The following is a 20,739-nucleotide window of genomic DNA, read 5'->3' as shown; positions in this document are numbered from 1 at the left end:
TAGACTTTGAAATTAAGGAAATCAGTAATGTATAATAAACAAGATGGAGAAAAAAAGGAGGGATTTCCGTGGGGTATCAAGCATTATACCGGGTATGGCGGCCACAACAATTCATTGATGTAGTGGGGCAGGAACATGTAACGAAAACGTTGCAGAATGCCTTGGTCGGGCAAAAGGTTTCGCATGCCTATTTATTTTCCGGTCCACGTGGGACAGGGAAAACAAGTGCTGCCAAAATTCTTGCAAAAGCAGTGAATTGTGAGCATGCCCCGACAAGTGAGCCCTGTAACGAATGTGCTACCTGCCGCGGAATCACTGATGGCTCCATATCAGATGTTATAGAAATTGATGCAGCATCCAATAATGGTGTCGAGGAAATCCGTGACATTCGTGATAAGGTCAAATATGCACCGAACGCGGTTACATATAAAGTTTATATCATTGACGAGGTACATATGCTTTCACAAGGGGCTTTCAATGCGCTTTTAAAGACATTGGAAGAACCCCCGAAGCACGTAATTTTCATATTGGCGACGACTGAACCTCATAAGATTCCACTAACTATCATCTCCCGTTGCCAAAGGTTTGATTTTAAAAGGATTCAGCCTCAAGATATAGTTGGCAGGATGTCACAGATCATCGCAGAGACAGGTGTTTCATGTGATGAACAAGCCCTGCATATCATTGCAAGGGCAGCTGAAGGCGGGATGCGAGATGCCCTAAGCCTTCTTGATCAAGCGATTTCCTTCAGTGAAGATACGGTTTCTATGGAAGATGCATTGACTGTCACCGGCTCAGTTTCGCAGGCATTTTTAAGCCGGTTGGCAAAAGCTATTTATGATAAAGAAGTAGCGGTGGCACTTGAAGTCCTTGAAGAGTTGCTAGCTATGGGAAAAGACCCGGCTAGGTTCATAGAAGACATGATTTATTATTTCCGTGACATGCTTTTGTTTCAAACGGCACCGGCACTGGCAGAATCCTTCGAGCGTGTATTGATAGATCCCCAATTTAAAGAATTGGCAGAAGTAATTTCATCTGAATCGATTTACTCCATTATTGAAAGCTTCAATCAAACACAGCAGGATATGAAATGGACAAATCATCCAAGGATTTTCCTTGAAGTGGCACTTGTGAAGTTATGTAATGAGCAGAGGCCCAATCAAGTGGATAATGGGCAGCTTCAACAGCTGCAGCAGAAAATAGAGGATTTAGAGAAGAAATTACTGGAAATGCAGAAAAATGGCGTTCCAGCAGCCATGACAGAAAAACCTGCAGAGCAGGCAAAGGCACAAAGGTCCATTAAAAAGGCGTATAAAGCTCCTGCAGGAAAGATCAATCAAGTTTTGAAACAAGCTACTAAGCCAGGTCTTAATGCTGTGAAAAGTAAGTGGGGGGAAGTCCTTGAACAGTTAGGTCAGCAAAACCAAAAGTCATTGGCAGCTTTATTAACGGAGGCAGAACCTGTTGCTGCGTCAACTGAAGCTTTTGTGGTAAAATTCAAATATGATATTCATTGTCAAATGGCAATGGAAAATAACCGTTTCGTGGAAGTGATTGCCTCGATCATGCAGCAATTGACCGGACACAGAATGGAAATCGCTGGTGTTCCGGAGAGCCAGTGGCAAAGGTTGCGGGAGGATTTCATCTCAACACAGCAGTTCGACGGTCCAGAAGAAACGGAATCAAAAGAAGAAGACCCCTTTATAGCAGAGGCTAGAAAATTAGTCGGCGATGATTTACTTGAAATTAAAGAATAATTGGAGGTAAGGAAAATGGGTATGCGCGGCGGTAATATGCAAAACATGATGAAACAAATGCAAAAGATGCAAAAGAAGATGGCAGAGGCACAAGAAGAATTAGGTGAAAAAAAGATTGAAGGCACAGCTGGCGGTGGAATGGTAACGGTTATCGTGACAGGCCATAAGGAAATAGTTGATGTAATCATCAAACCGGAAGTTGTCGATCCGGATGATATAGATATGCTTCAGGATTTAGTCCTGGCTGCAACTAACGATGCTTTGAAAAAGGCGGAAGAACTGACAAACCAAACGATGGGACAATTCACTAAGGGAATGAACCTTCCGGGTATGTTTTAAGCAAGTTCAAAAGAAACTTCCTTTCAGGAGGTTTCTTTTGAAATTTTTAGGAGGAATTCGATGCATTATCCAGAACCAATTTCCAAGCTCATTGACAGTTTTATGAAATTGCCGGGGATTGGGCCTAAAACTGCTGCTCGATTAGCCTTTCATGTACTAAGCATGAAGGAAGATACTGTTTTGGATTTTGCAAAAGCACTTGTGAATGCCAAACGGAATCTAATGTATTGTTCAGTCTGTGGTCATATTACAGATCAAGATCCCTGTTATATATGTGAAGATCAAAAGAGGGACAGAAGTTTGATTTGTGTGGTTCAGGACCCAAAAGATGTAATAGCCATGGAAAAGATGAGAGAGTTCAGTGGTTTATACCATGTACTGCACGGCAGTATTTCCCCGATGGACGGAATCGGTCCGGAAGATATAAATATTCCTGATTTATTAAAGCGCCTGCAAGATGAAACTGTGTTGGAGGTCATTTTGGCTACTAATCCTAACATTGAAGGTGAAGCGACAGCCATGTATATTTCGCGGTTGCTCAGACCGTCAGGGATTAAAGTGACCCGAATTGCCCACGGACTTCCAGTTGGCGGAGATTTGGAGTATGCGGATGAAGTAACGCTATCAAAAGCAATAGAAGGAAGAAGAGAAATATAAGATAGCTGGGAGGACTTCACTTGTTCTTTCGTAAAAAAAAGAAACTTCGAAATGAATTCAATGATTCATTAATCGAGGAGCTTGAACATTTGAAATGGAATTGGCATAATCAAAAATCATTACTTGAAAAAAGCGTTGATCCATCTGAGGAAGTAATCGCCCAAGCAAGACTGGCGGAAGTGAAATATTTCTACTTATTCAGGGAAGTTAAAAGAAGGAACGTCCGCTTAAAAAGATGATAAGGAGATGGCTGTGAAGGATTGCATTTTCCTCATAGCCATTTTTTTGTTTCAGTTCTTAATCCGTAGATCCGTTCATATAAGTGTAGTACAAGCTTGCGGGGAGGAATGAGTTTGGAACCAGTTGTCTTTGTTGCTGTAGTTGGTGGCCTGATTTTAATGCTTCTCATTATCGGGGCGCCTTTAAGACCCGTCCGGTTTATAGGGCAGGGGATTATAAAAATCATCATCGGTGCAGCCTTTTTGTTCTTTCTGAATACACTTGGGAATCAAGCGGGCATCCATGTACCCATCAACCCTGTTACCTCGGCAGTCGCCGGCCTGCTTGGAATACCAGGAGTAGCAGCTTTGGCGGCCATTGGTTATTGGATTATTTAAAGGCTATATGCTTCGATGTCACTTTAATGAAAACCTCATGGATACCTCCTTGGGGTTTTTATCATGTTTATAGGTCATTTGTGTTTTTTGAAAAAAACTGATTTAACCATTGACGATAGCCGATTAACCTGATAATATATTAGGAGTCGCCAATAACGACATCACAAATGCTCAATCAAAAAACAATATGAAATAAATGTTGACATTAGATTAGCTAAGTGATAAGATAATAAAGTCGCTTATGAAGCGGACAACGAAGTATCGCTCTTTGAAAACTGAACAAAACAAAGCGCCAACGTTAAATTTTAAGTGAGCACACACTATTAAAAAAGCAAAATGAGCAAGTCAAACATTTCTTCGGAGAGTTTGATCCTGGCTCAGGACGAACGCTGGCGGCGTGCCTAATACATGCAAGTCGAGCGAATCGATGGGAGCTTGCTCCCTGAGATTAGCGGCGGACGGGTGAGTAACACGTGGGCAACCTGCCTATAAGACTGGGATAACTTCGGGAAACCGGAGCTAATACCGGATACGTTCTTTTCTCGCATGAGAGAAGATGGAAAGACGGTTTCGGCTGTCACTTATAGATGGGCCCGCGGCGCATTAGCTAGTTGGTGAGGTAATGGCTCACCAAGGCGACGATGCGTAGCCGACCTGAGAGGGTGATCGGCCACACTGGGACTGAGACACGGCCCAGACTCCTACGGGAGGCAGCAGTAGGGAATCTTCCGCAATGGACGAAAGTCTGACGGAGCAACGCCGCGTGAACGAAGAAGGCCTTCGGGTCGTAAAGTTCTGTTGTTAGGGAAGAACAAGTACCAGAGTAACTGCTGGTACCTTGACGGTACCTAACCAGAAAGCCACGGCTAACTACGTGCCAGCAGCCGCGGTAATACGTAGGTGGCAAGCGTTGTCCGGAATTATTGGGCGTAAAGCGCGCGCAGGTGGTTCCTTAAGTCTGATGTGAAAGCCCACGGCTCAACCGTGGAGGGTCATTGGAAACTGGGGAACTTGAGTACAGAAGAGGAAAGTGGAATTCCAAGTGTAGCGGTGAAATGCGTAGAGATTTGGAGGAACACCAGTGGCGAAGGCGACTTTCTGGTCTGTAACTGACACTGAGGCGCGAAAGCGTGGGGAGCAAACAGGATTAGATACCCTGGTAGTCCACGCCGTAAACGATGAGTGCTAAGTGTTAGAGGGTTTCCGCCCTTTAGTGCTGCAGCTAACGCATTAAGCACTCCGCCTGGGGAGTACGGCCGCAAGGCTGAAACTCAAAGGAATTGACGGGGGCCCGCACAAGCGGTGGAGCATGTGGTTTAATTCGAAGCAACGCGAAGAACCTTACCAGGTCTTGACATCCTCTGACAACCCTAGAGATAGGGCTTTCCCCTTCGGGGGACAGAGTGACAGGTGGTGCATGGTTGTCGTCAGCTCGTGTCGTGAGATGTTGGGTTAAGTCCCGCAACGAGCGCAACCCTTGATCTTAGTTGCCAGCATTCAGTTGGGCACTCTAAGGTGACTGCCGGTGACAAACCGGAGGAAGGTGGGGATGACGTCAAATCATCATGCCCCTTATGACCTGGGCTACACACGTGCTACAATGGATGGTACAAAGGGCTGCAAACCTGCGAAGGTAAGCGAATCCCATAAAGCCATTCTCAGTTCGGATTGTAGGCTGCAACTCGCCTACATGAAGCCGGAATCGCTAGTAATCGCGGATCAGCATGCCGCGGTGAATACGTTCCCGGGCCTTGTACACACCGCCCGTCACACCACGAGAGTTTGTAACACCCGAAGTCGGTGAGGTAACCTTTATGGAGCCAGCCGCCTAAGGTGGGACAGATGATTGGGGTGAAGTCGTAACAAGGTAGCCGTATCGGAAGGTGCGGCTGGATCACCTCCTTTCTAAGGATAATTACGAGAGCGCTTTTGTTTTGTTCAGTTTTGAATGAGTGATTCATTCAATTTAATAGTAATCCCGCGATAAGCTTGGGAAGCAGAAGCTTATTATTTATGTGAATGGGCCTATAGCTCAGCTGGTTAGAGCGCACGCCTGATAAGCGTGAGGTCGATGGTTCGAGTCCATTTAGGCCCACCATTCCATTTCCCAAAACGGGGCCTTAGCTCAGCTGGGAGAGCGCCTGCCTTGCACGCAGGAGGTCAGCGGTTCGATCCCGCTAGGCTCCACCAATGAATCAATCACGTTGTGATTGGGACAACTTGTTCCTTGAAAACTAGATAATAGATAGAAGGCAATTAATTTTTTTCAAAGCATCTGTAAGATCTTTTTAACGGTTAAGTTAGAAAGGGCGCACGGTGGATGCCTTGGCACTAGGAGCCGATGAAGGACGGGACTAACACCGATATGCTTCGGGGAGCTGTAAGTAAGCTTTGATCCGGAGATTTCCGAATGGGGAAACCCACTGTTCGTAATGGAACAGTATCTTTACCTGAATACATAGGGTACTGAAGGCAGACCCGGGGAACTGAAACATCTAAGTACCCGGAGGAAGAGAAAGCAAATGCGATTTCCTGAGTAGCGGCGAGCGAAACGGAATTAGCCCAAACCAAGAGGCTTGCCTCTTGGGGTTGTAGGACACTCAACATGGAGTTACAAAGGAACGGGGTAAATGAAGTGATCTGGAAAGGTCCGTCAAAGAAGGTAAAAACCCTGTAGTTGAAACTTCGTTCCCTCCTGAGTGGATCCTGAGTACGGCGGGACACGAGAAATCCCGTCGGAAGCAGGGAGGACCATCTCCCAAGGCTAAATACTCCCTAGTGACCGATAGTGAACCAGTACCGTGAGGGAAAGGTGAAAAGCACCCCGGAAGGGGAGTGAAATAGATCCTGAAACCGTGTGCCTACAAGTAGTCAAAGCCCGTTAATGGGTAATGGCGTGCCTTTTGTAGAATGAACCGGCGAGTTACGATTTCATGCGAGGTTAAGTTGATAAGACGGAGCCGCAGCGAAAGCGAGTCTGAATAGGGCGAATGAGTATGAGGTCGTAGACCCGAAACCAGGTGATCTACCCATGTCCAGGGTGAAGTTCAGGTAACACTGAATGGAGGCCCGAACCCACGCACGTTGAAAAGTGCGGGGATGAGGTGTGGGTAGCGGAGAAATTCCAATCGAACCTGGAGATAGCTGGTTCTCTCCGAAATAGCTTTAGGGCTAGCCTCAAGATGAGAGTATTGGAGGTAGAGCACTGATTGGACTAGGGGCCCCCAACGGGTTACCGAATTCAGTCAAACTCCGAATGCCAAATACTTATTCTTGGGAGTCAGACTGCGAGTGATAAGATCCGTAGTCGAAAGGGAAACAGCCCAGACCACCAGCTAAGGTCCCAAAGTATACGTTAAGTGGAAAAGGATGTGGAGTTGCTTAGACAACCAGGATGTTGGCTCAGAAGCAGCCACCATTTAAAGAGTGCGTAATAGCTCACTGGTCGAGTGACTCCGCGCCGAAAATGTACCGGGGCTAAACGTATCACCGAAGCTGTGGATTGACACCATTAGGTGTCGATGGTAGGAGAGCGTTCTAAGGGCGTTGAAGTCAGACCGGAAGGACTGGTGGAGCGCTTAGAAGTGAGAATGCCGGTATGAGTAGCGAAAGAAGGGTGAGAATCCCTTCCACCGAATGCCTAAGGTTTCCTGAGGAAGGCTCGTCCGCTCAGGGTTAGTCGGGACCTAAGCCGAGGCCGAAAGGCGTAGGCGATGGACAACAGGTTGATATTCCTGTACCACCTATACATCGTTTGAACGATGGGGGGACGCAGAAGGATAGGGTAAGCGCGCTGTTGGATATGCGCGTCCAAGCAGTTAGGCCGGAAACGAGGCAAATCCCGTTTCCATTAAGGCGGAGCTGTGATGGCGAGGGAAATATAGTACCGAAGTTCCTGATTCCACGCTGCCAAGAAAAGCCTCTAGTGAGATGTAAGGTGCCCGTACCGCAAACCGACACAGGTAGGCGAGGAGAGAATCCTAAGGTGTGCGAGAGAACTCTCGTTAAGGAACTCGGCAAAATGACCCCGTAACTTCGGGAGAAGGGGTGCTTTTTAGGGTGAATAGCCCGGAAAAGCCGCAGTGAATAGGCCCAGGCGACTGTTTAGCAAAAACACAGGTCTCTGCGAAGCCGCAAGGCGAAGTATAGGGGCTGACACCTGCCCGGTGCTGGAAGGTTAAGGGGAGAGGTTAGCGCAAGCGAAGCTTTGAACCGAAGCCCCAGTAAACGGCGGCCGTAACTATAACGGTCCTAAGGTAGCGAAATTCCTTGTCGGGTAAGTTCCGACCCGCACGAAAGGTGTAACGATCTGGGCACTGTCTCAACGAGAGACTCGGTGAAATTATAGTACCTGTGAAGATGCAGGTTACCCGCGACAGGACGGAAAGACCCCGTGGAGCTTTACTGCAGCCTGATATTGAATTTTGGTACAGCTTGTACAGGATAGGTAGGAGCCTGAGAAGCCGGAGCGCTAGCTTCGGTGGAGGCGTTGGTGGGATACTACCCTGGCTGTATTGAAATTCTAACCCGCGCCCCTTATCGGGGTGGGAGACAGTGTCAGGTGGGCAGTTTGACTGGGGCGGTCGCCTCCTAAAGAGTAACGGAGGCGCCCAAAGGTTCCCTCAGAATGGTTGGAAATCATTCGTAGAGTGTAAAGGCACAAGGGAGCTTGACTGCGAGACCTACAAGTCGAGCAGGGACGAAAGTCGGGCTTAGTGATCCGGTGGTTCCGCATGGAAGGGCCATCGCTCAACGGATAAAAGCTACCCCGGGGATAACAGGCTTATCTCCCCCAAGAGTCCACATCGACGGGGAGGTTTGGCACCTCGATGTCGGCTCATCGCATCCTGGGGCTGTAGTCGGTCCCAAGGGTTGGGCTGTTCGCCCATTAAAGCGGTACGCGAGCTGGGTTCAGAACGTCGTGAGACAGTTCGGTCCCTATCCGTCGCGGGCGCAGGAAATTTGAGAGGAGCTGTCCTTAGTACGAGAGGACCGGGATGGACGCACCGCTGGTGTACCAGTTGTCTTGCCAAAGGCATAGCTGGGTAGCTACGTGCGGACGGGATAAGTGCTGAAAGCATCTAAGCATGAAGCCCCCCTCAAGATGAGATTTCCCATGGCGCAAGCTAGTAAGATCCCTGAAAGATGATCAGGTTGATAGGTCAGAGGTGGAAGCGTGGCGACATGTGGAGCTGACTGATACTAATAGATCGAGGACTTAACCAACGCTTTATAAAAAATGAAATACCTTCTTATTATCTAGTTTTGAAGGAACAACGTTCCTTTATTGTTTGGTGGCGATAGCGAAGAGGTCACACCCGTTCCCATTCCGAACACGGCAGTTAAGCTCTTCAGCGCCGATGGTAGTTGGGGGTTTCCCCCTGTGAGAGTAGGACGCCGCCAAGCCATTTCTAAGATCAGCCATCTGGCTGGTCTTTTTTTGCTTAATGAAAAGAAAAACCATTGGATATGAAGGGTTTATCAATTATGGAAACTTTTATAAAGACATACACGTAATGAAAATCTTCATCATACATTGTTAAAAGCATCCCGGGTTCTCTTAAACTATTTAAATTAATGTATGCGAACAATGGTTTTTGGGGAGAATGCAGGTATGGAGGTGGAGATGTTGGGAACAACAACAATCAAAACAACGGCAGGGGAATCGTGCGTGGTTTGTGAACAAATAAAAGGACTGGGAATACATCTATATACGACTTTTATTTGTGAGGAATGCGAAAGGGATATGATCGGGACGGATACGAACGATCCCAAGTACAAATATTACTTAAAGCAATTAAGAAAAATCACTAATCCTGAAATATTTTCATGAAAAAATAGTTTATGGAAAGTTGAAGAGTCAGAGAATAAAGAAATGGATTGTTTTCTTTATTCTCTGACTCTTTTTTTAGTACTTTAGAAGAATGCTTGGCAACAAGCTGCATGTTTCTGTAGGTTCCCTCCAAACAGACTGTTGGGAGATATATAATTGCCTTTCTGTCGAAGCAATATGAGATAAATTTGAACTTATTTGATAAAATGAAGGAATACTATGATTTGAGGGAAGAGATAAATGAATCAATCACAGACACCATTGTTCGATGCAATGAGTGCTTTTTATAAAAAAAGGCCAATATCCCTGCACGTCCCAGGACATAAAAATGGTTGGGTATTTAGTGAAAAGGGCCAAGCGTTGTATAACCCACTGCTTGGTATAGATGCCACGGAGCTAAGCGGTTTAGATGACCTGCATGCTCCAGAGGGAGCGATTTTAAAGTCCGAGCAACTACTCGCTGAATTATATGGAGTAAAGAGGAGTTATTTTCTGATTAACGGGTCAACCGTAGGTAACATTGCGATGATTCTTGCTACTTGCCGCGAAGGTGATAAGGTGCTTGTCCAAAGAAATTGCCATAAATCAATTTTACATGGATTGATGTTAGCGAATGTACAACCTATTTTTTTACAACCGGTTTTTTATGAGAAATGGGGCATTGCTGGCGGTGTAGGATCAAAATTAATTGAAAAAGCCTTGAGTGCCCATCCAGATGTAAAAGCCATCGTTGTAACCTATCCGAATTATTATGGTCTTGGTGAAGACTTGACGGAAATGGTTAGACTTGCACATCAAAAGGGAATCCCGGTGCTGGTGGACGAGGCACATGGCGCTCACTTTCAGTTAGGGAGTCCGTTTCCTAAAACAGCCATCTTGGCAGGGGCAGATGCCGTTGTCCATTCAGCGCATAAAACACTGCCGGCTATGACGATGGGGTCGTATCTTCATGTCAATTCATCCTTAGTTGATGTGGATCAAGTATCATTCTATTTACAAATGCTTCAGTCGAGCAGTCCATCCTACCCGATTATGGGATCGCTCGACTTAGCCAGGGCCTACTTAGCCGCTTTTACATCAGAAGATAAAATATCCCTTATTAAAAAGATATCAGATTTCAGAGGGGAATTAGGTTCCCTACAAACAGTAAGGGTGCTGGAGGCACCACTAGGTACTTCAGCAGACCCATTGAAAGTAGTCATTCAATCAACAAGTCGTTTAAGTGGGTTTGAGTTACAGCAGCTATGTGAAACAAAAGGCATTTTTACAGAATTAGCTGATCCTAATAATTTATTGATGATTTTACCCTTATTAAAAATGAGTACCGATTTTCCTTTTCATGAAATCGTTCAAAATATAAAAAGTGCCACTAAAGACAGAACCGGAAACGGGGAAGCAGATCTTGGGGTTAGCTGGCTTGAAGGAAGGTCAATGACAGGTCTAGAAATGCCATATTCCGTCATGAAGCATAGTAAGTCGAGACCTGTTCTATTAAGGAAAGCAATAGGAAAGGTCTCAGCGGAGATGGTGATTCCTTATCCGCCGGGAATCCCTTTAATTATGTCCGGGGAAATGATTACTCCGGAGCATATAACCAATTTAAGGAGACTGCTTGAACTGGGATCAAGGTTTCATGGCGGTTCCTCCCTTTCAAACGGAGAGTTGATCGTTTATGAAAGCGGGCAGGCTGGTTAAAATGATATACTACAAACAAAGAACCTTGGAGGTACATCGATGAAACGCGGTATTTTTATAACAATGGAAGGGCCCGAGGGTGCTGGGAAAACAACAATTACCCAAATGCTTGGCAAGGCTCTGCAACAAGAAGGCTACCAAGTGCTATTAACGCGTGAGCCAGGAGGAGTCCCCATTTCAGAACAAATTAGGGAAGTGATCCTTAATAAGGATAATACAGCTATGGATTCGAGAACAGAGGCTTTATTATATGCAGCTGCAAGACGTCAGCATTTAGTGGAAGTGGTCATGCCGGAGTTGGAACGAGGGGGAATTGTCCTCTGTGACCGATTTATAGATAGTTCTCTAGCCTATCAGGGCCATGCAAGGGGCTTGGATATTGAAGAGGTTTATAATATCAATAAATTCGCAATTGGAGATATGATGCCGGATGCCACGTTCTTTTTTGATATCGACCCAGAAGAAGGATTGAGGCGTATCCAGTCCAATGGAGAACGGGAAGTGAACCGGCTGGATCTTGAAGCCCTGGATTTTCATAAAAAAGTTTGTGACGGGTATCAGTTCATTATAAATAGATGGAAAGACCGTTTCATTATCGTGGATGCAGGCGGGACAATTGATGAAGTTTTTGAAGAAACGAAAGCAGGTTTGTTAGATTTTTTAGAAAAAGCTGGAAAATGAATATAGGTTTCCATATTATTCAACCGAATACTATTCCAGGCAAAGACTAGTTGCTATAATGGAGTTAGGAAAAATTCAGAGTAACCGGAGGATGATGAGAATGAAAATGATCATTGCTGTCGTTCAAGACAAGGATAGTCATCGCCTGCTGAATGAATTAGTGGAAAATAATTTCGGAACAACCAAGCTAGCCAGCACTGGCGGGTTTTTAAAATCAGGTAATACGACCTTTATGATTGGCACCGAGGATGAACGTGTTGATCAAGCCATCCAGATCATCAAACAGAATTGCCAGTCACGATCCCAGTTAGTATCACCGGTTTCACCGATGGGCGGGAATGCCGAGTCCTATGTACCTTATCCAGTGGAGATTCAAGTAGGCGGTGCGACCATTTTTGTACTGCCGGTCGAAAACTTTTTACAATTTTAACGGTTAGTTGCAGGGAGGTTCATTATGAAAATCAACCATGATATCCCTATTAAGCTTGATAAATCCCGACAGGATGCCAAACAGTTTCAAACCGGAAATGGGAGATTTCAACAAATGGTCCAAACACAGGATCAAAAGATGCAAATCCAAACATTAAACCGTTTGATAGGCGATATTGAAGGTGCGGGCCAGCGTTTGGTGAGGTCACGTACTTTTAGGGAATTGGCAAAATATAAAGCATTGGTGAAACGGTTTGTAAAAGAAGCTGTTGAATATGGACTGGAACTGAAGCAATCCACGAGCTGGAACCAATTTGGACAGAGCCGGCCGTTGAAAACCGTGGAAACGATAGATGCAAGACTAGTTCAGTTAAGCGAGGAAATTCTTAATAAAGAAAAAAGCTCGCTTGAAATATTGGAAATGATAGGTGAAATTAAAGGGCTTCTGATTAATTTATATACTTAAGTGAGTTGATGGTTTTGGATAAAACATGGCAGGACATGAGTCAAATTCAGCCGCAGGTAATGACGATGCTGCAAAACAGCATAATGAAGAACAGAGTGGCTCATGCGTATTTATTTGAAGGGGAAAAAGGTACAGGTAAGCAAGATATAAGCAAGACCTTTGCCAAAAGCTTACTATGTGAAGCCCCGACAGCAGGTTATAAGCCATGCGAACTTTGCCGGAATTGCAAACGGATTTCAAGCGGGAATCATCCTGATGTCCATTTGATTGAGAGAGACGGTCTCTCGATAAAGAAAGAACAAATTAAGGGGCTCCAAGAAGAATTTTCGAAAAAAAGCGTAGAGGCCGATCGAAAGGTTTATATGATTGCAGATGCAGACAAAATGTCGGTGGGGGCCGCCAACAGTCTATTGAAATTTTTAGAAGAACCTTCGGCCGATACCGTTGCCATATTGATGACTGAACAGATTCAGAGGATTCTACCGACCATATTATCAAGATGCCAAGTGATTTCATTTAAGCCATTATCCCCGGAGAATGTGAAACGGAAGCTGATGGAACATGATTTAGAACCACAGCTTGCCTCGGTAATCTCGCATATAACACAGAATGTGGAAGCCGGAATCGAGCTTAGTCATGATGAATGGTTTGTACAAGCTCAAAAAATAGTGGTAAAATTATATGAAGTGTTAAAACTTAATTCCTTGAAGGCATTGTTGTACCTTCAGACGGATTGGTTTGCACACTTTAAAGAAAGAGAACAGGTTGACAGAGGTCTTGATTTGTTACTTCTTATATATAAGGATTTATTATACATTCAGTTGGACAAAAAGGACTTCGTTGTGTTCCAAAATAAACTGAAGGAATTTGAAACTCACGCTCTTCATCTTTCCCCAAGACGCCTTGCTGAACATATGGGTTGTATTTTGGAAGCAAAAAGGAAGCTGATGTCCAACACGAATCCACAGCTGTTGATGGAACAGCTTGTGCTGAATTTGCAGGAGGGATCATGATTTGTATGATGTTGTAGGTGTCCGTTTTAAAAAGGCGGGCAAAATATACTACTTTGATCCGGGCGAATTCGCTATTCCTAAGGACGATTTTGTAATAGTGGAGACTGTCCGCGGTGTTGAATTCGGTAAAGTTGTTACAGCCCGTAAACAAGTAGATGAAAACGATGTTGTCCTGCCATTGAAAAAAGTGCTTCGGGTCGCTGATGCAAAAGATAAGCTTATAGTTGACGAGAACAAAGCGGCTGCAGAAGAGGCTTACTCTATATGTTGTCAAAAGGTTGTTGAGCATAAGCTGGATATGAAGCTGGTTGATGTGTCATATACTTTCGACAGAAATAAAGTCGTGTTTTATTTTACAGCGGATGGTCGCGTGGATTTCCGTGATTTAGTCAAAGATTTAGCTGCCATATTCAGAACTCGTATAGAACTGCGCCAAATTGGGGTCAGGGATGAGGCTAAGATGCTTGGTGGCATCGGGCCTTGTGGCAGAATGCTTTGTTGCTCCACATTTCTTGGTGATTTTGAACCGGTTTCCATCAAAATGGCGAAGGATCAGAATTTATCACTAAACCCTACAAAAATCTCAGGATTATGCGGTCGATTGATGTGCTGTCTGAAATATGAAAATGATGAGTATGAAAGTGCGAAGGAAATGCTTCCTGATTTAGGTGAAATGATTAATACGCCTGGTGGCAAAGGCAAGGTAGTGGGGCTTAATATTCTAGAACGCGTACTTCAGATTGAACTAATCGAGCAGGAAAGAGTATTAGAGTATACTCTAGATGAGATTCTAAAAGAGGGAGCCGTTTCTATTCAAGCCACAGATTATTAAGGTGGTGGGAGAGCGTGGATAAGAAAGATATATTTGAGTCGGTGACCAATATGGAAACCCAGATAGGCCAATTATATAAGCAGCTTGGAGAATTGAAGCAGAACTTAGCTGAAATACTAGAGGAAAACCAGTCGCTCAAGCTGGAGAACGAGCACTTGCGCCAACGGTTAGGCCTTGTGGAAGTAAAAAGCGCGCCTGCTGCAGTAAAGGTTAAACAAAAAGTGAAAAACCGTACTGCTAGTTCGGACAAGGTTATGGATATCGGGGAAGGCTATGATAATTTAGCCCGTATCTATCAAGAAGGCTTTCATATTTGCAATCTGCATTTCGGCAGTTTGCGAAAAGAAGGGGATTGCCTGTTCTGTTTATCTTTTTTAAACAAGAAGTGATAATGGAATAATATAAAAGATGTTCCATCTCTTTTACGTGATAGTGGACCGTTTACAATATATAGTGATTCGGGGTCTGACGCATACTATGAGTCAGGCCCCTTTTTGTTCGATATGAATGTCGTAGCATGGACCCTAAACATGCTTTTTCGATACATAATTAGGAGGGTAACAGCAATGGTAGAACTTAAAGGAGATGAACGCCTGGATTATCTATTGGCTGAGAATTTAAGGATCATCCAGAGCCCATCGGTGTTCTCTTTTTCATTAGATGCCGTTTTATTATCAAGGTTCGTAAATGTCCCGATTCAAAAGGGGAAAATCGTAGATCTTTGCTCAGGGAATGGGGTCATACCTTTACTGCTGAGTACAAGAACAAAAGGGGAAATTACGGGTGTTGAGATTCAAGAGCGGTTATATGACATGGCCCAGAGGAGCATGGACTATAATGGCGTATCCTCCCGGATCAAGATGATTCATGGGGATATAAAAGAGATTCCAAAACAGATAGGGTATAGCAAATATGACGTTGTTACTTGCAATCCACCCTATTTCCCGACGCCATCTATCGAGGAAATAAATAAAAATGAGCATTTTGCAATTGCCCGGCATGAAATAATGTGTAATCTTGAGGACGTCATACGTGTTTCAAGTCAGTTGCTACGTCAAGGTGGGAAAGCGGCATTCGTTCATAGACCGGGCCGTCTTATGGATATCCTCCATTTAATGAGGATGTACAGAATTGAACCGAAGCGGCTGCAGTTCGTTTATCCAAAAAGTTCAAAGGAAGCGAATACGATTCTTATTGAAGGGATAAAGGACGGTAACCCCGATTTGAAGATTCTTCCTCCGCTCGTTGTGTATAATGATCAAAATGATTATAATCCGGAAATCAGAAGGATTTTATATGGAGAGGAATAAGCATTATTTTTATGTTTTAAAATGCAGGGACGGCAGCTATTATGCTGGGTATACAAATAATCTGGATCGCAGGATTGATGCCCATAATCAAGGCAGGGGGGCAAAGTATACGCGAGGGCGGACCCCGGTTGAACTGATTTACCATGAAGTTTTTGAAACACAGACAATGGCCATGCAGGCTGAATACCAGTTTAAGCAATTAACAAGAAAACAAAAGCAAAAGTGGATGGCAAAGGAGGATACATGATATGTGGCAGCAAAAGAGTTTTGAAAAAGAAGGGTTGGAGCCAGCTCTTTATCTGGTTCCTACACCGATAGGAAACCTTGAGGATATGAGCTTTCGGGCTCTAAGAATCTTAAAGGAAGCTGATGTCATTGCTGCTGAGGACACGCGAAATACGAAGAAATTATGTAACTACTTTGAAATTTCGACACCTATCGTCAGCTACCATGAACATAATAAGGAATATAGCGGGAAGCAGATGCTCGAGAGGCTTCGAGCAGGAGAGGTAATCGCATTGGTAAGTGATGCTGGATTGCCGACGATATCCGACCCGGGATATGAACTGGTCAAAGATGCCATTGCCGAAAAGTTTAAAGTCATACCGTTGCCGGGGGCCAATGCTGCATTAACTGCATTGATTGCATCGGGACTCATTCCGCAGCCTTTTTACTTTTATGGCTTTTTACAACGGGGAGCAAAAGAAAAAAAGCAGGAGCTGGAAAAATTAAAAAAAATGGAAACGACTTGGATCGTTTATGAATCGCCACATCGATTGAAAGAAACGTTGAAACATATGCATGAAATTTTAGGTGACCGCCGTATAGTTTTATGCCGCGAATTAACCAAGAAATTTGAAGAATTCATTCGGGGGACGGTGAGTGAAGCGTTGACTTGGGCAATGGAATCCGAGATTCGCGGTGAGTTCTGTTTAATAATAGAAGGTGGGCAATGGTCGGATGATGAACCTGAAGAATCTTGGTGGATGGCCCTTGATATAGTCGGTCATGTAAATCATTATATAGAAGCCAAGCAGTTCACTTCCAAGGACGCAATCAAGCAGGTCGCAAAAGATCGGAATATACAAAAGCGCGATGTATATCAAGCGTATCACATTGATATACAATGATAAATAAGCATAAAAAAACTTCCGAAAATCGGAAGTTTTTTATTATATCAATTATTTAGAAGTAGTGAAGTTTTGTTGAATTTCTTGGATAAGTAATTCTGCACCTTCACGACTAAGAATCAATTTACCATTAGCAAGTGTAAGGTTGTTATCGGAAACTTCACCAGTAACTTGGCAAGTCATGTTTGGTTTGTATTTTTTAAGGATGATGCGCTCGTCATCAACATAGATTTCAAGAGCGTCTTTCTCAGCGATACCCAATGTACGACGAAGTTCGATTGGAATTACCACCCGGCCTAACTCATCAACTTTACGAACAATACCTGTAGATTTCATTTTTAAAAATTCTCCTCTCAGTTACAATCTAGTACCCTATTTCTATTTTTTTCGCCAATATTCGACAAATTTTTTTATAAATTTATAATACCAGCCATTCCCAAATTCGTCAATGATTTATTTTCATTTTTTTGTAAGTAATAGTGTGGCTGCATTCCGCTGAAACAAACGGCTTTAATGAGAAAAAACTGGTTATGTCTTTATAATTCAAGAAACGATAGGTTACAAAGAACTACTCACTTCATCACAATTCGACAAAGTGTGCATATAAGAACATACCTCTCCTCTTTTATTATATGATTAATTACAATTTAGTTTCAAAACAAAAGTTCTGAATTAAGGATAATTTTCCGAAAAAGTTCGAATATGTGAGTTGTTGCACAAAAAAAGAATTTTAGGTATATTTTGTTGAGGTAAGAGGTAATGCTGAAATAAGGGAATTTTACATCATGATCCCTTAGTTTAAAATGACATTCACTTATAATATTTTCTATTCTATTAACATCATGATTTGATTAGTGATTATTGTCGCGTAGAATGGTATATAGCGTTAAAATAGAGATAATAGCTTAAATATAGTCTAATGGCTTTGGCCTAGACCCAAAGCTGGTTTTCCAAAAGATGAGGAGGGAACGAAGTGCAAGATAAATTAAAAACATTCTATATCACGACACCCATATATTATCCGAGTGGTAATTTACATATAGGGCACGCGTATACGACAGTGGCAGGGGATGCCATGGCTCGTTATAAAAGGATGCGTGGCTTTGATGTCATGTATTTAACAGGCACTGATGAACATGGTCAAAAAATTCAGCGTAAAGCGGCTGAAGAAGGAATCACTCCACAGCAATATGTAGATAATATCGTATCAGGGATTAAAGAGCTCTGGGAAAAGCTTGATATATCTTATGATGATTTCATTAGGACGACGGAAGATCGCCATAAAGAGGTTGTAGCCAAGATCTTCAAAAGGCTTTTGGACCAGGGTGATATATACTTGGACCAATATGAAGGGTTATATTGTACACCTTGTGAATCTTTCTTCACGGAGCGTCAGGTGGAAGAAAGCAATGGTAACTGTCCAGATTGCGGCAGACCAGTTGAAAAGGTGAAAGAAGAGTCTTATTTCTTCAAGATGAGTAAATATGCGGACCGATTACTGAAGTTTTATGAGGAAAACCCTGATTTCATTCAACCGGAATCCCGCAAAAACGAAATGATCAATAACTTCATCAAACCTGGATTGGAAGATCTGGCCGTTTCACGTACTACTTTCGATTGGGGCATCAAGGTACCTGGAGATCCAAAGCATGTTATTTATGTATGGATTGATGCATTGACCAATTACATAACGGCATTAGGGTATGGAACGGATAATGATTCTAAATACTTGAATTATTGGCCTGCCGATGTACATCTGGTCGGAAAGGAAATTGTTCGTTTCCATACAATCTATTGGCCGATTATGTTAATGGCTCTGGACATACCGCTTCCAAAGAAAGTCTTTGCCCACGGCTGGCTTCTCATGAAAGATGGTAAAATGTCCAAATCAAAAGGGAATGTAGTGGATCCCGTTACATTGATTGATCGATACGGTTTGGATTCTTTACGTTACTACTTATTGCGTGAAGTCCCATTTGGTTCTGATGGTGTATTTACACCGGAAGGTTTTGTGGAACGGATCAATTTTGACCTGGCAAATGATTTAGGTAATTTATTAAATCGGACAGTAGCAATGGTCAATAAATATTTTGATGGTGTGATTCCAAGTTACGAAGGATCCAATGGCGAATTTGAAAAGGCTTTGCTTGAAATGAACCAAGATACGGTAGGCAAGTATGAGGAAGCCATGGAAAACATGGAATTTTCAGTTGCACTAACATCCATTTGGCAACTCGTGAGCAGAACTAACAAATTCATTGACGAAACCCAGCCTTGGACTCTTGCTAAAGATGAATCAAGGAAGGAAGACCTTGGTAGTGTCATGGTTCATTTGGCGGAATCATTACGCAGGACGGCCATTCTTTTGAAACCTTTCTTGACGCAAACACCGGAAAAAATCTTTGCTCAACTTAACATCACGGATAGTGTTTTAAAATCCTGGGACAGTTTAGCGGAGTTCGGTCAAATTCCTGCTGAAACAAAAGTTTTGAAGGGCGACCCGATTTTCCCTCGTTTGGATATGGAAGAGGAAGTTTCATATATAAAAGAACAAATGCAGGGTGGAGCCCCTAAGGCCGAGGAAAAAGTGGTGGAGACGATTCCAGAGGTTGATGAAATCACTATTGATGACTTTACAAAAGTGGAACTTCGTGTTGCCCAGGTCTTGGAAGTCGAACCGGTAAAGAAAGCGGATAAGCTTCTTAAACTGCAGCTTGATTTAGGTTATGAGAAACGGCAAGTCGTATCAGGCATTGCACAGCACTATAAACCTGAAGATTTAGTAGGCAAAAAAGTGATATGCGTAACCAATTTGAAACCTGTTAAACTTCGTGGCGAGCTCTCTCAAGGAATGATTTTGGCGGGCAGCCAGGATGGTGTGCTCTCAGTCGCTACAATAGATTCATCGATTCCAAATGGTTCAAAGGTGAAATAAACCCTCGAAAACATAAAGGTGTTTCATATGAAACATTTTTATGTTTTTTTCTTTATGCTTTTGGAAACAGTAAATTATAAAGGTTTTATTAGTTCTAAATTTACTTGTTGGGCATATAGGCTCCTTTGTAATCTTTTTGTTACCTAAATGTGAAACATAAAACTTTCATTTTTTAATAAAATAGTGCTAGAAAGGAAGAAAAATAATGCTATTTGATACACACGTACATGTTAATGCGGAACAATTCAACGAGGATCTAGAGGACGTCATAGAAAGAGCTAAGGAAGCAGGAGTGAACAATATGGTAGTCGTTGGTTTTGACCGGCCTACTATTATAAGGGCAATGGAATTAATAGAAGCCTATGATTTCATGTATGCCGCAGTCGGATGGCATCCTGTTGATGCTATCGATATGACCGGGGAGGACTTACTATGGATCGAGGAATTATCCAATCATCCAAAGGTTGTGGCTATAGGTGAGATGGGACTCGATTATCATTGGGATAAATCACCGAAAGAAGTTCAAATGGAGGTGTTCAGGAAGCAAATCCGTTTGGCGAAAAAAGTGGGTCTGCCCATTATCATCCATAATCGGGAAGCGACTGCGGATATCGTGAAGATATTAAAGGAAGAAGAGGCCTCAGAGGTAGGAGGAATCATGCATTGCTTTAGCGGAAGTGCAGAAACTGCCTTGGAATGCATTAATATGAATTTTTATATTTCATTGGGCGGCCCTGTGACCTTCAAGAATGCAAAAAAACCAAAAGAGGTGGCAGCAGCCGTACCTTTAGACCGTTTACTGATTGAAACCGATTGTCCATATCTGGCTCCCCATCCATATAGAGGGAAGCGTAATGAACCTTCGTATGTGAAGTTTGTTGCTGAACAAATCGCAGAAATCAAACAGCTCACAATAGAGGAAGTTTCCAAGGCAACAACGGAAAATGCCAAGAAATTATTCGGCATTAACTGACAGTTTTTTTTACAATATCTCCCGGGATTCGCTAGCTAAAATCGCATTTTTTTAGGATTCTACAAATCTCAC

19 protein-coding genes, 2 tRNA genes and 3 rRNA genes are annotated in these 20,739 nt (G+C 43.4%); 23 read left to right on the top strand and 1 reads right to left on the bottom strand.

Features of this window, described 5'->3' with window-relative positions:
• The first annotated feature begins 68 nt into the window (after positions 1-68).
• The 21 genes from dnaX to rsmI all read left to right on the top strand — a co-directional run bounded on the left by dnaX (position 69) and on the right by rsmI (position 16,759).
• Positions 69-1,757: a DNA polymerase III subunit gamma/tau gene (dnaX, locus tag QUF86_RS05390; protein ID WP_289333754.1), complete on the top strand. Its 1,689-nt coding sequence runs from the start codon at positions 69-71 to the stop codon at positions 1,755-1,757.
• 21 nt (positions 1,758-1,778) lie between these two features.
• Entirely contained in the window at positions 1,779-2,096 is a 318-nt protein-coding gene (locus tag QUF86_RS05385) for a YbaB/EbfC family nucleoid-associated protein (protein WP_053348895.1), read from the top strand.
• 60 nt (positions 2,097-2,156) lie between these two features.
• Positions 2,157-2,753: a recombination mediator RecR gene (gene recR, locus QUF86_RS05380; protein ID WP_289314114.1), complete on the top strand. Its 597-nt coding sequence runs from the start codon at positions 2,157-2,159 to the stop codon at positions 2,751-2,753.
• A gap of 20 nt (positions 2,754-2,773) precedes the next feature.
• Entirely contained in the window at positions 2,774-2,992 is a 219-nt protein-coding gene (locus QUF86_RS05375; RefSeq protein WP_260288908.1) for a YaaL family protein, read from the top strand.
• A 108-nt stretch (positions 2,993-3,100) separates the two neighbouring features.
• Positions 3,101-3,370, top strand: coding sequence for a pro-sigmaK processing inhibitor BofA family protein (locus QUF86_RS05370; RefSeq protein WP_375090815.1), 270 nt, complete (start codon positions 3,101-3,103; stop codon positions 3,368-3,370).
• 354 nt (positions 3,371-3,724) lie between these two features.
• Positions 3,725-5,275: ribosomal RNA gene (locus QUF86_RS05365) — 16S ribosomal RNA — on the top strand.
• 116 nt (positions 5,276-5,391) lie between these two features.
• A tRNA-Ile gene (locus tag QUF86_RS05360) sits at positions 5,392-5,468 on the top strand.
• 16 nt (positions 5,469-5,484) lie between these two features.
• A tRNA-Ala gene (locus QUF86_RS05355) sits at positions 5,485-5,560 on the top strand.
• Between the two features lie 103 nt (positions 5,561-5,663).
• A 23S ribosomal RNA gene (locus QUF86_RS05350) occupies positions 5,664-8,596 on the top strand.
• A gap of 64 nt (positions 8,597-8,660) precedes the next feature.
• Positions 8,661-8,776 (top strand): 5S ribosomal RNA (gene rrf, locus QUF86_RS05345).
• Together the 16S, 23S and 5S rRNA genes with 2 tRNA genes alongside form the textbook arrangement of a ribosomal RNA operon.
• Before the next feature lie 208 nt (positions 8,777-8,984).
• On the top strand, positions 8,985-9,203 hold the full coding sequence (locus QUF86_RS05340) for a sigma factor G inhibitor Gin (RefSeq protein ID WP_289314112.1): 219 nt from the start codon (positions 8,985-8,987) through the stop codon (positions 9,201-9,203).
• Between the two features lie 240 nt (positions 9,204-9,443).
• Entirely contained in the window at positions 9,444-10,898 is a 1,455-nt protein-coding gene (locus QUF86_RS05335) for an aminotransferase class I/II-fold pyridoxal phosphate-dependent enzyme (protein WP_289333753.1), read from the top strand.
• 39 nt (positions 10,899-10,937) lie between these two features.
• Positions 10,938-11,579 carry a dTMP kinase gene (gene tmk / locus QUF86_RS05330; RefSeq protein ID WP_289333752.1) on the top strand — a complete coding sequence of 214 codons (642 nt, stop codon included), beginning with the start codon at positions 10,938-10,940 and terminating at the stop codon, positions 11,577-11,579.
• Between the two features lie 100 nt (positions 11,580-11,679).
• Positions 11,680-12,009 (top strand): cyclic-di-AMP receptor, encoded by a 330-nt coding sequence (locus tag QUF86_RS05325; RefSeq protein ID WP_061440312.1) that lies wholly within the window; start codon positions 11,680-11,682, stop codon positions 12,007-12,009.
• 24 nt (positions 12,010-12,033) lie between these two features.
• Positions 12,034-12,474 (top strand): YaaR family protein, encoded by a 441-nt coding sequence (locus QUF86_RS05320; RefSeq protein WP_289314109.1) that lies wholly within the window; start codon positions 12,034-12,036, stop codon positions 12,472-12,474.
• 8 nt (positions 12,475-12,482) lie between these two features.
• A complete protein-coding gene (gene holB, locus QUF86_RS05315) occupies positions 12,483-13,487 on the top strand; it encodes a DNA polymerase III subunit delta' (RefSeq protein ID WP_483313625.1) in 1,005 nt (334 codons plus the stop codon).
• 1 nt (position 13,488) lies between these two features.
• Positions 13,489-14,319, top strand: a complete 831-nt coding sequence (locus QUF86_RS05310) for a PSP1 domain-containing protein (RefSeq protein ID WP_061440314.1) — start codon at positions 13,489-13,491, stop codon at positions 14,317-14,319.
• A 14-nt stretch (positions 14,320-14,333) separates the two neighbouring features.
• Positions 14,334-14,708: a DNA replication initiation control protein YabA gene (yabA, locus tag QUF86_RS05305; RefSeq protein WP_289314107.1), complete on the top strand. Its 375-nt coding sequence runs from the start codon at positions 14,334-14,336 to the stop codon at positions 14,706-14,708.
• A gap of 177 nt (positions 14,709-14,885) precedes the next feature.
• A complete protein-coding gene (locus tag QUF86_RS05300) occupies positions 14,886-15,629 on the top strand; it encodes a tRNA1(Val) (adenine(37)-N6)-methyltransferase (protein WP_289333751.1) in 744 nt (247 codons plus the stop codon).
• Complete coding sequence (locus QUF86_RS05295) at positions 15,616-15,876, top strand: GIY-YIG nuclease family protein (RefSeq protein WP_289314105.1); 261 nt, start codon at positions 15,616-15,618, stop codon at positions 15,874-15,876. The genes QUF86_RS05300 and QUF86_RS05295 overlap by 14 nt, the downstream gene beginning before the upstream one ends.
• A gap of 1 nt (position 15,877) precedes the next feature.
• Complete coding sequence (gene rsmI / locus QUF86_RS05290) at positions 15,878-16,759, top strand: 16S rRNA (cytidine(1402)-2'-O)-methyltransferase (protein WP_289314104.1); 882 nt, start codon at positions 15,878-15,880, stop codon at positions 16,757-16,759.
• A gap of 51 nt (positions 16,760-16,810) precedes the next feature.
• On the opposite strand, the gene QUF86_RS05285 is transcribed toward rsmI, so the two are convergent.
• Positions 16,811-17,095, bottom strand: coding sequence for a transition state genes transcriptional regulator AbrB (locus QUF86_RS05285; RefSeq protein WP_057915383.1), 285 nt, complete (start codon positions 17,093-17,095; stop codon positions 16,811-16,813).
• Positions 17,096-17,732: 637 nt separating this feature from the next.
• Here QUF86_RS05285 and metG point away from each other — a divergent pair.
• Together metG and QUF86_RS05275 are read left to right on the top strand one after the other, a co-directional pair.
• Entirely contained in the window at positions 17,733-19,694 is a 1,962-nt protein-coding gene (metG, locus tag QUF86_RS05280) for a methionine--tRNA ligase (RefSeq protein WP_289323285.1), read from the top strand.
• Between the two features lie 205 nt (positions 19,695-19,899).
• Positions 19,900-20,667 carry a TatD family hydrolase gene (locus tag QUF86_RS05275; protein WP_289314102.1) on the top strand — a complete coding sequence of 256 codons (768 nt, stop codon included), beginning with the start codon at positions 19,900-19,902 and terminating at the stop codon, positions 20,665-20,667.
• Positions 20,668-20,739: the final 72 nt, after the last annotated feature.

Origin of the sequence: Peribacillus sp. NJ11, assembly GCF_030348405.1 — a bacterium.
Lineage (GTDB): Bacteria > Bacillota > Bacilli > Bacillales > DSM-1321 > Peribacillus.
Note: the sequence above shows the minus strand (reverse complement) of the source record. Positions and strands in the feature narration are given on the sequence as shown.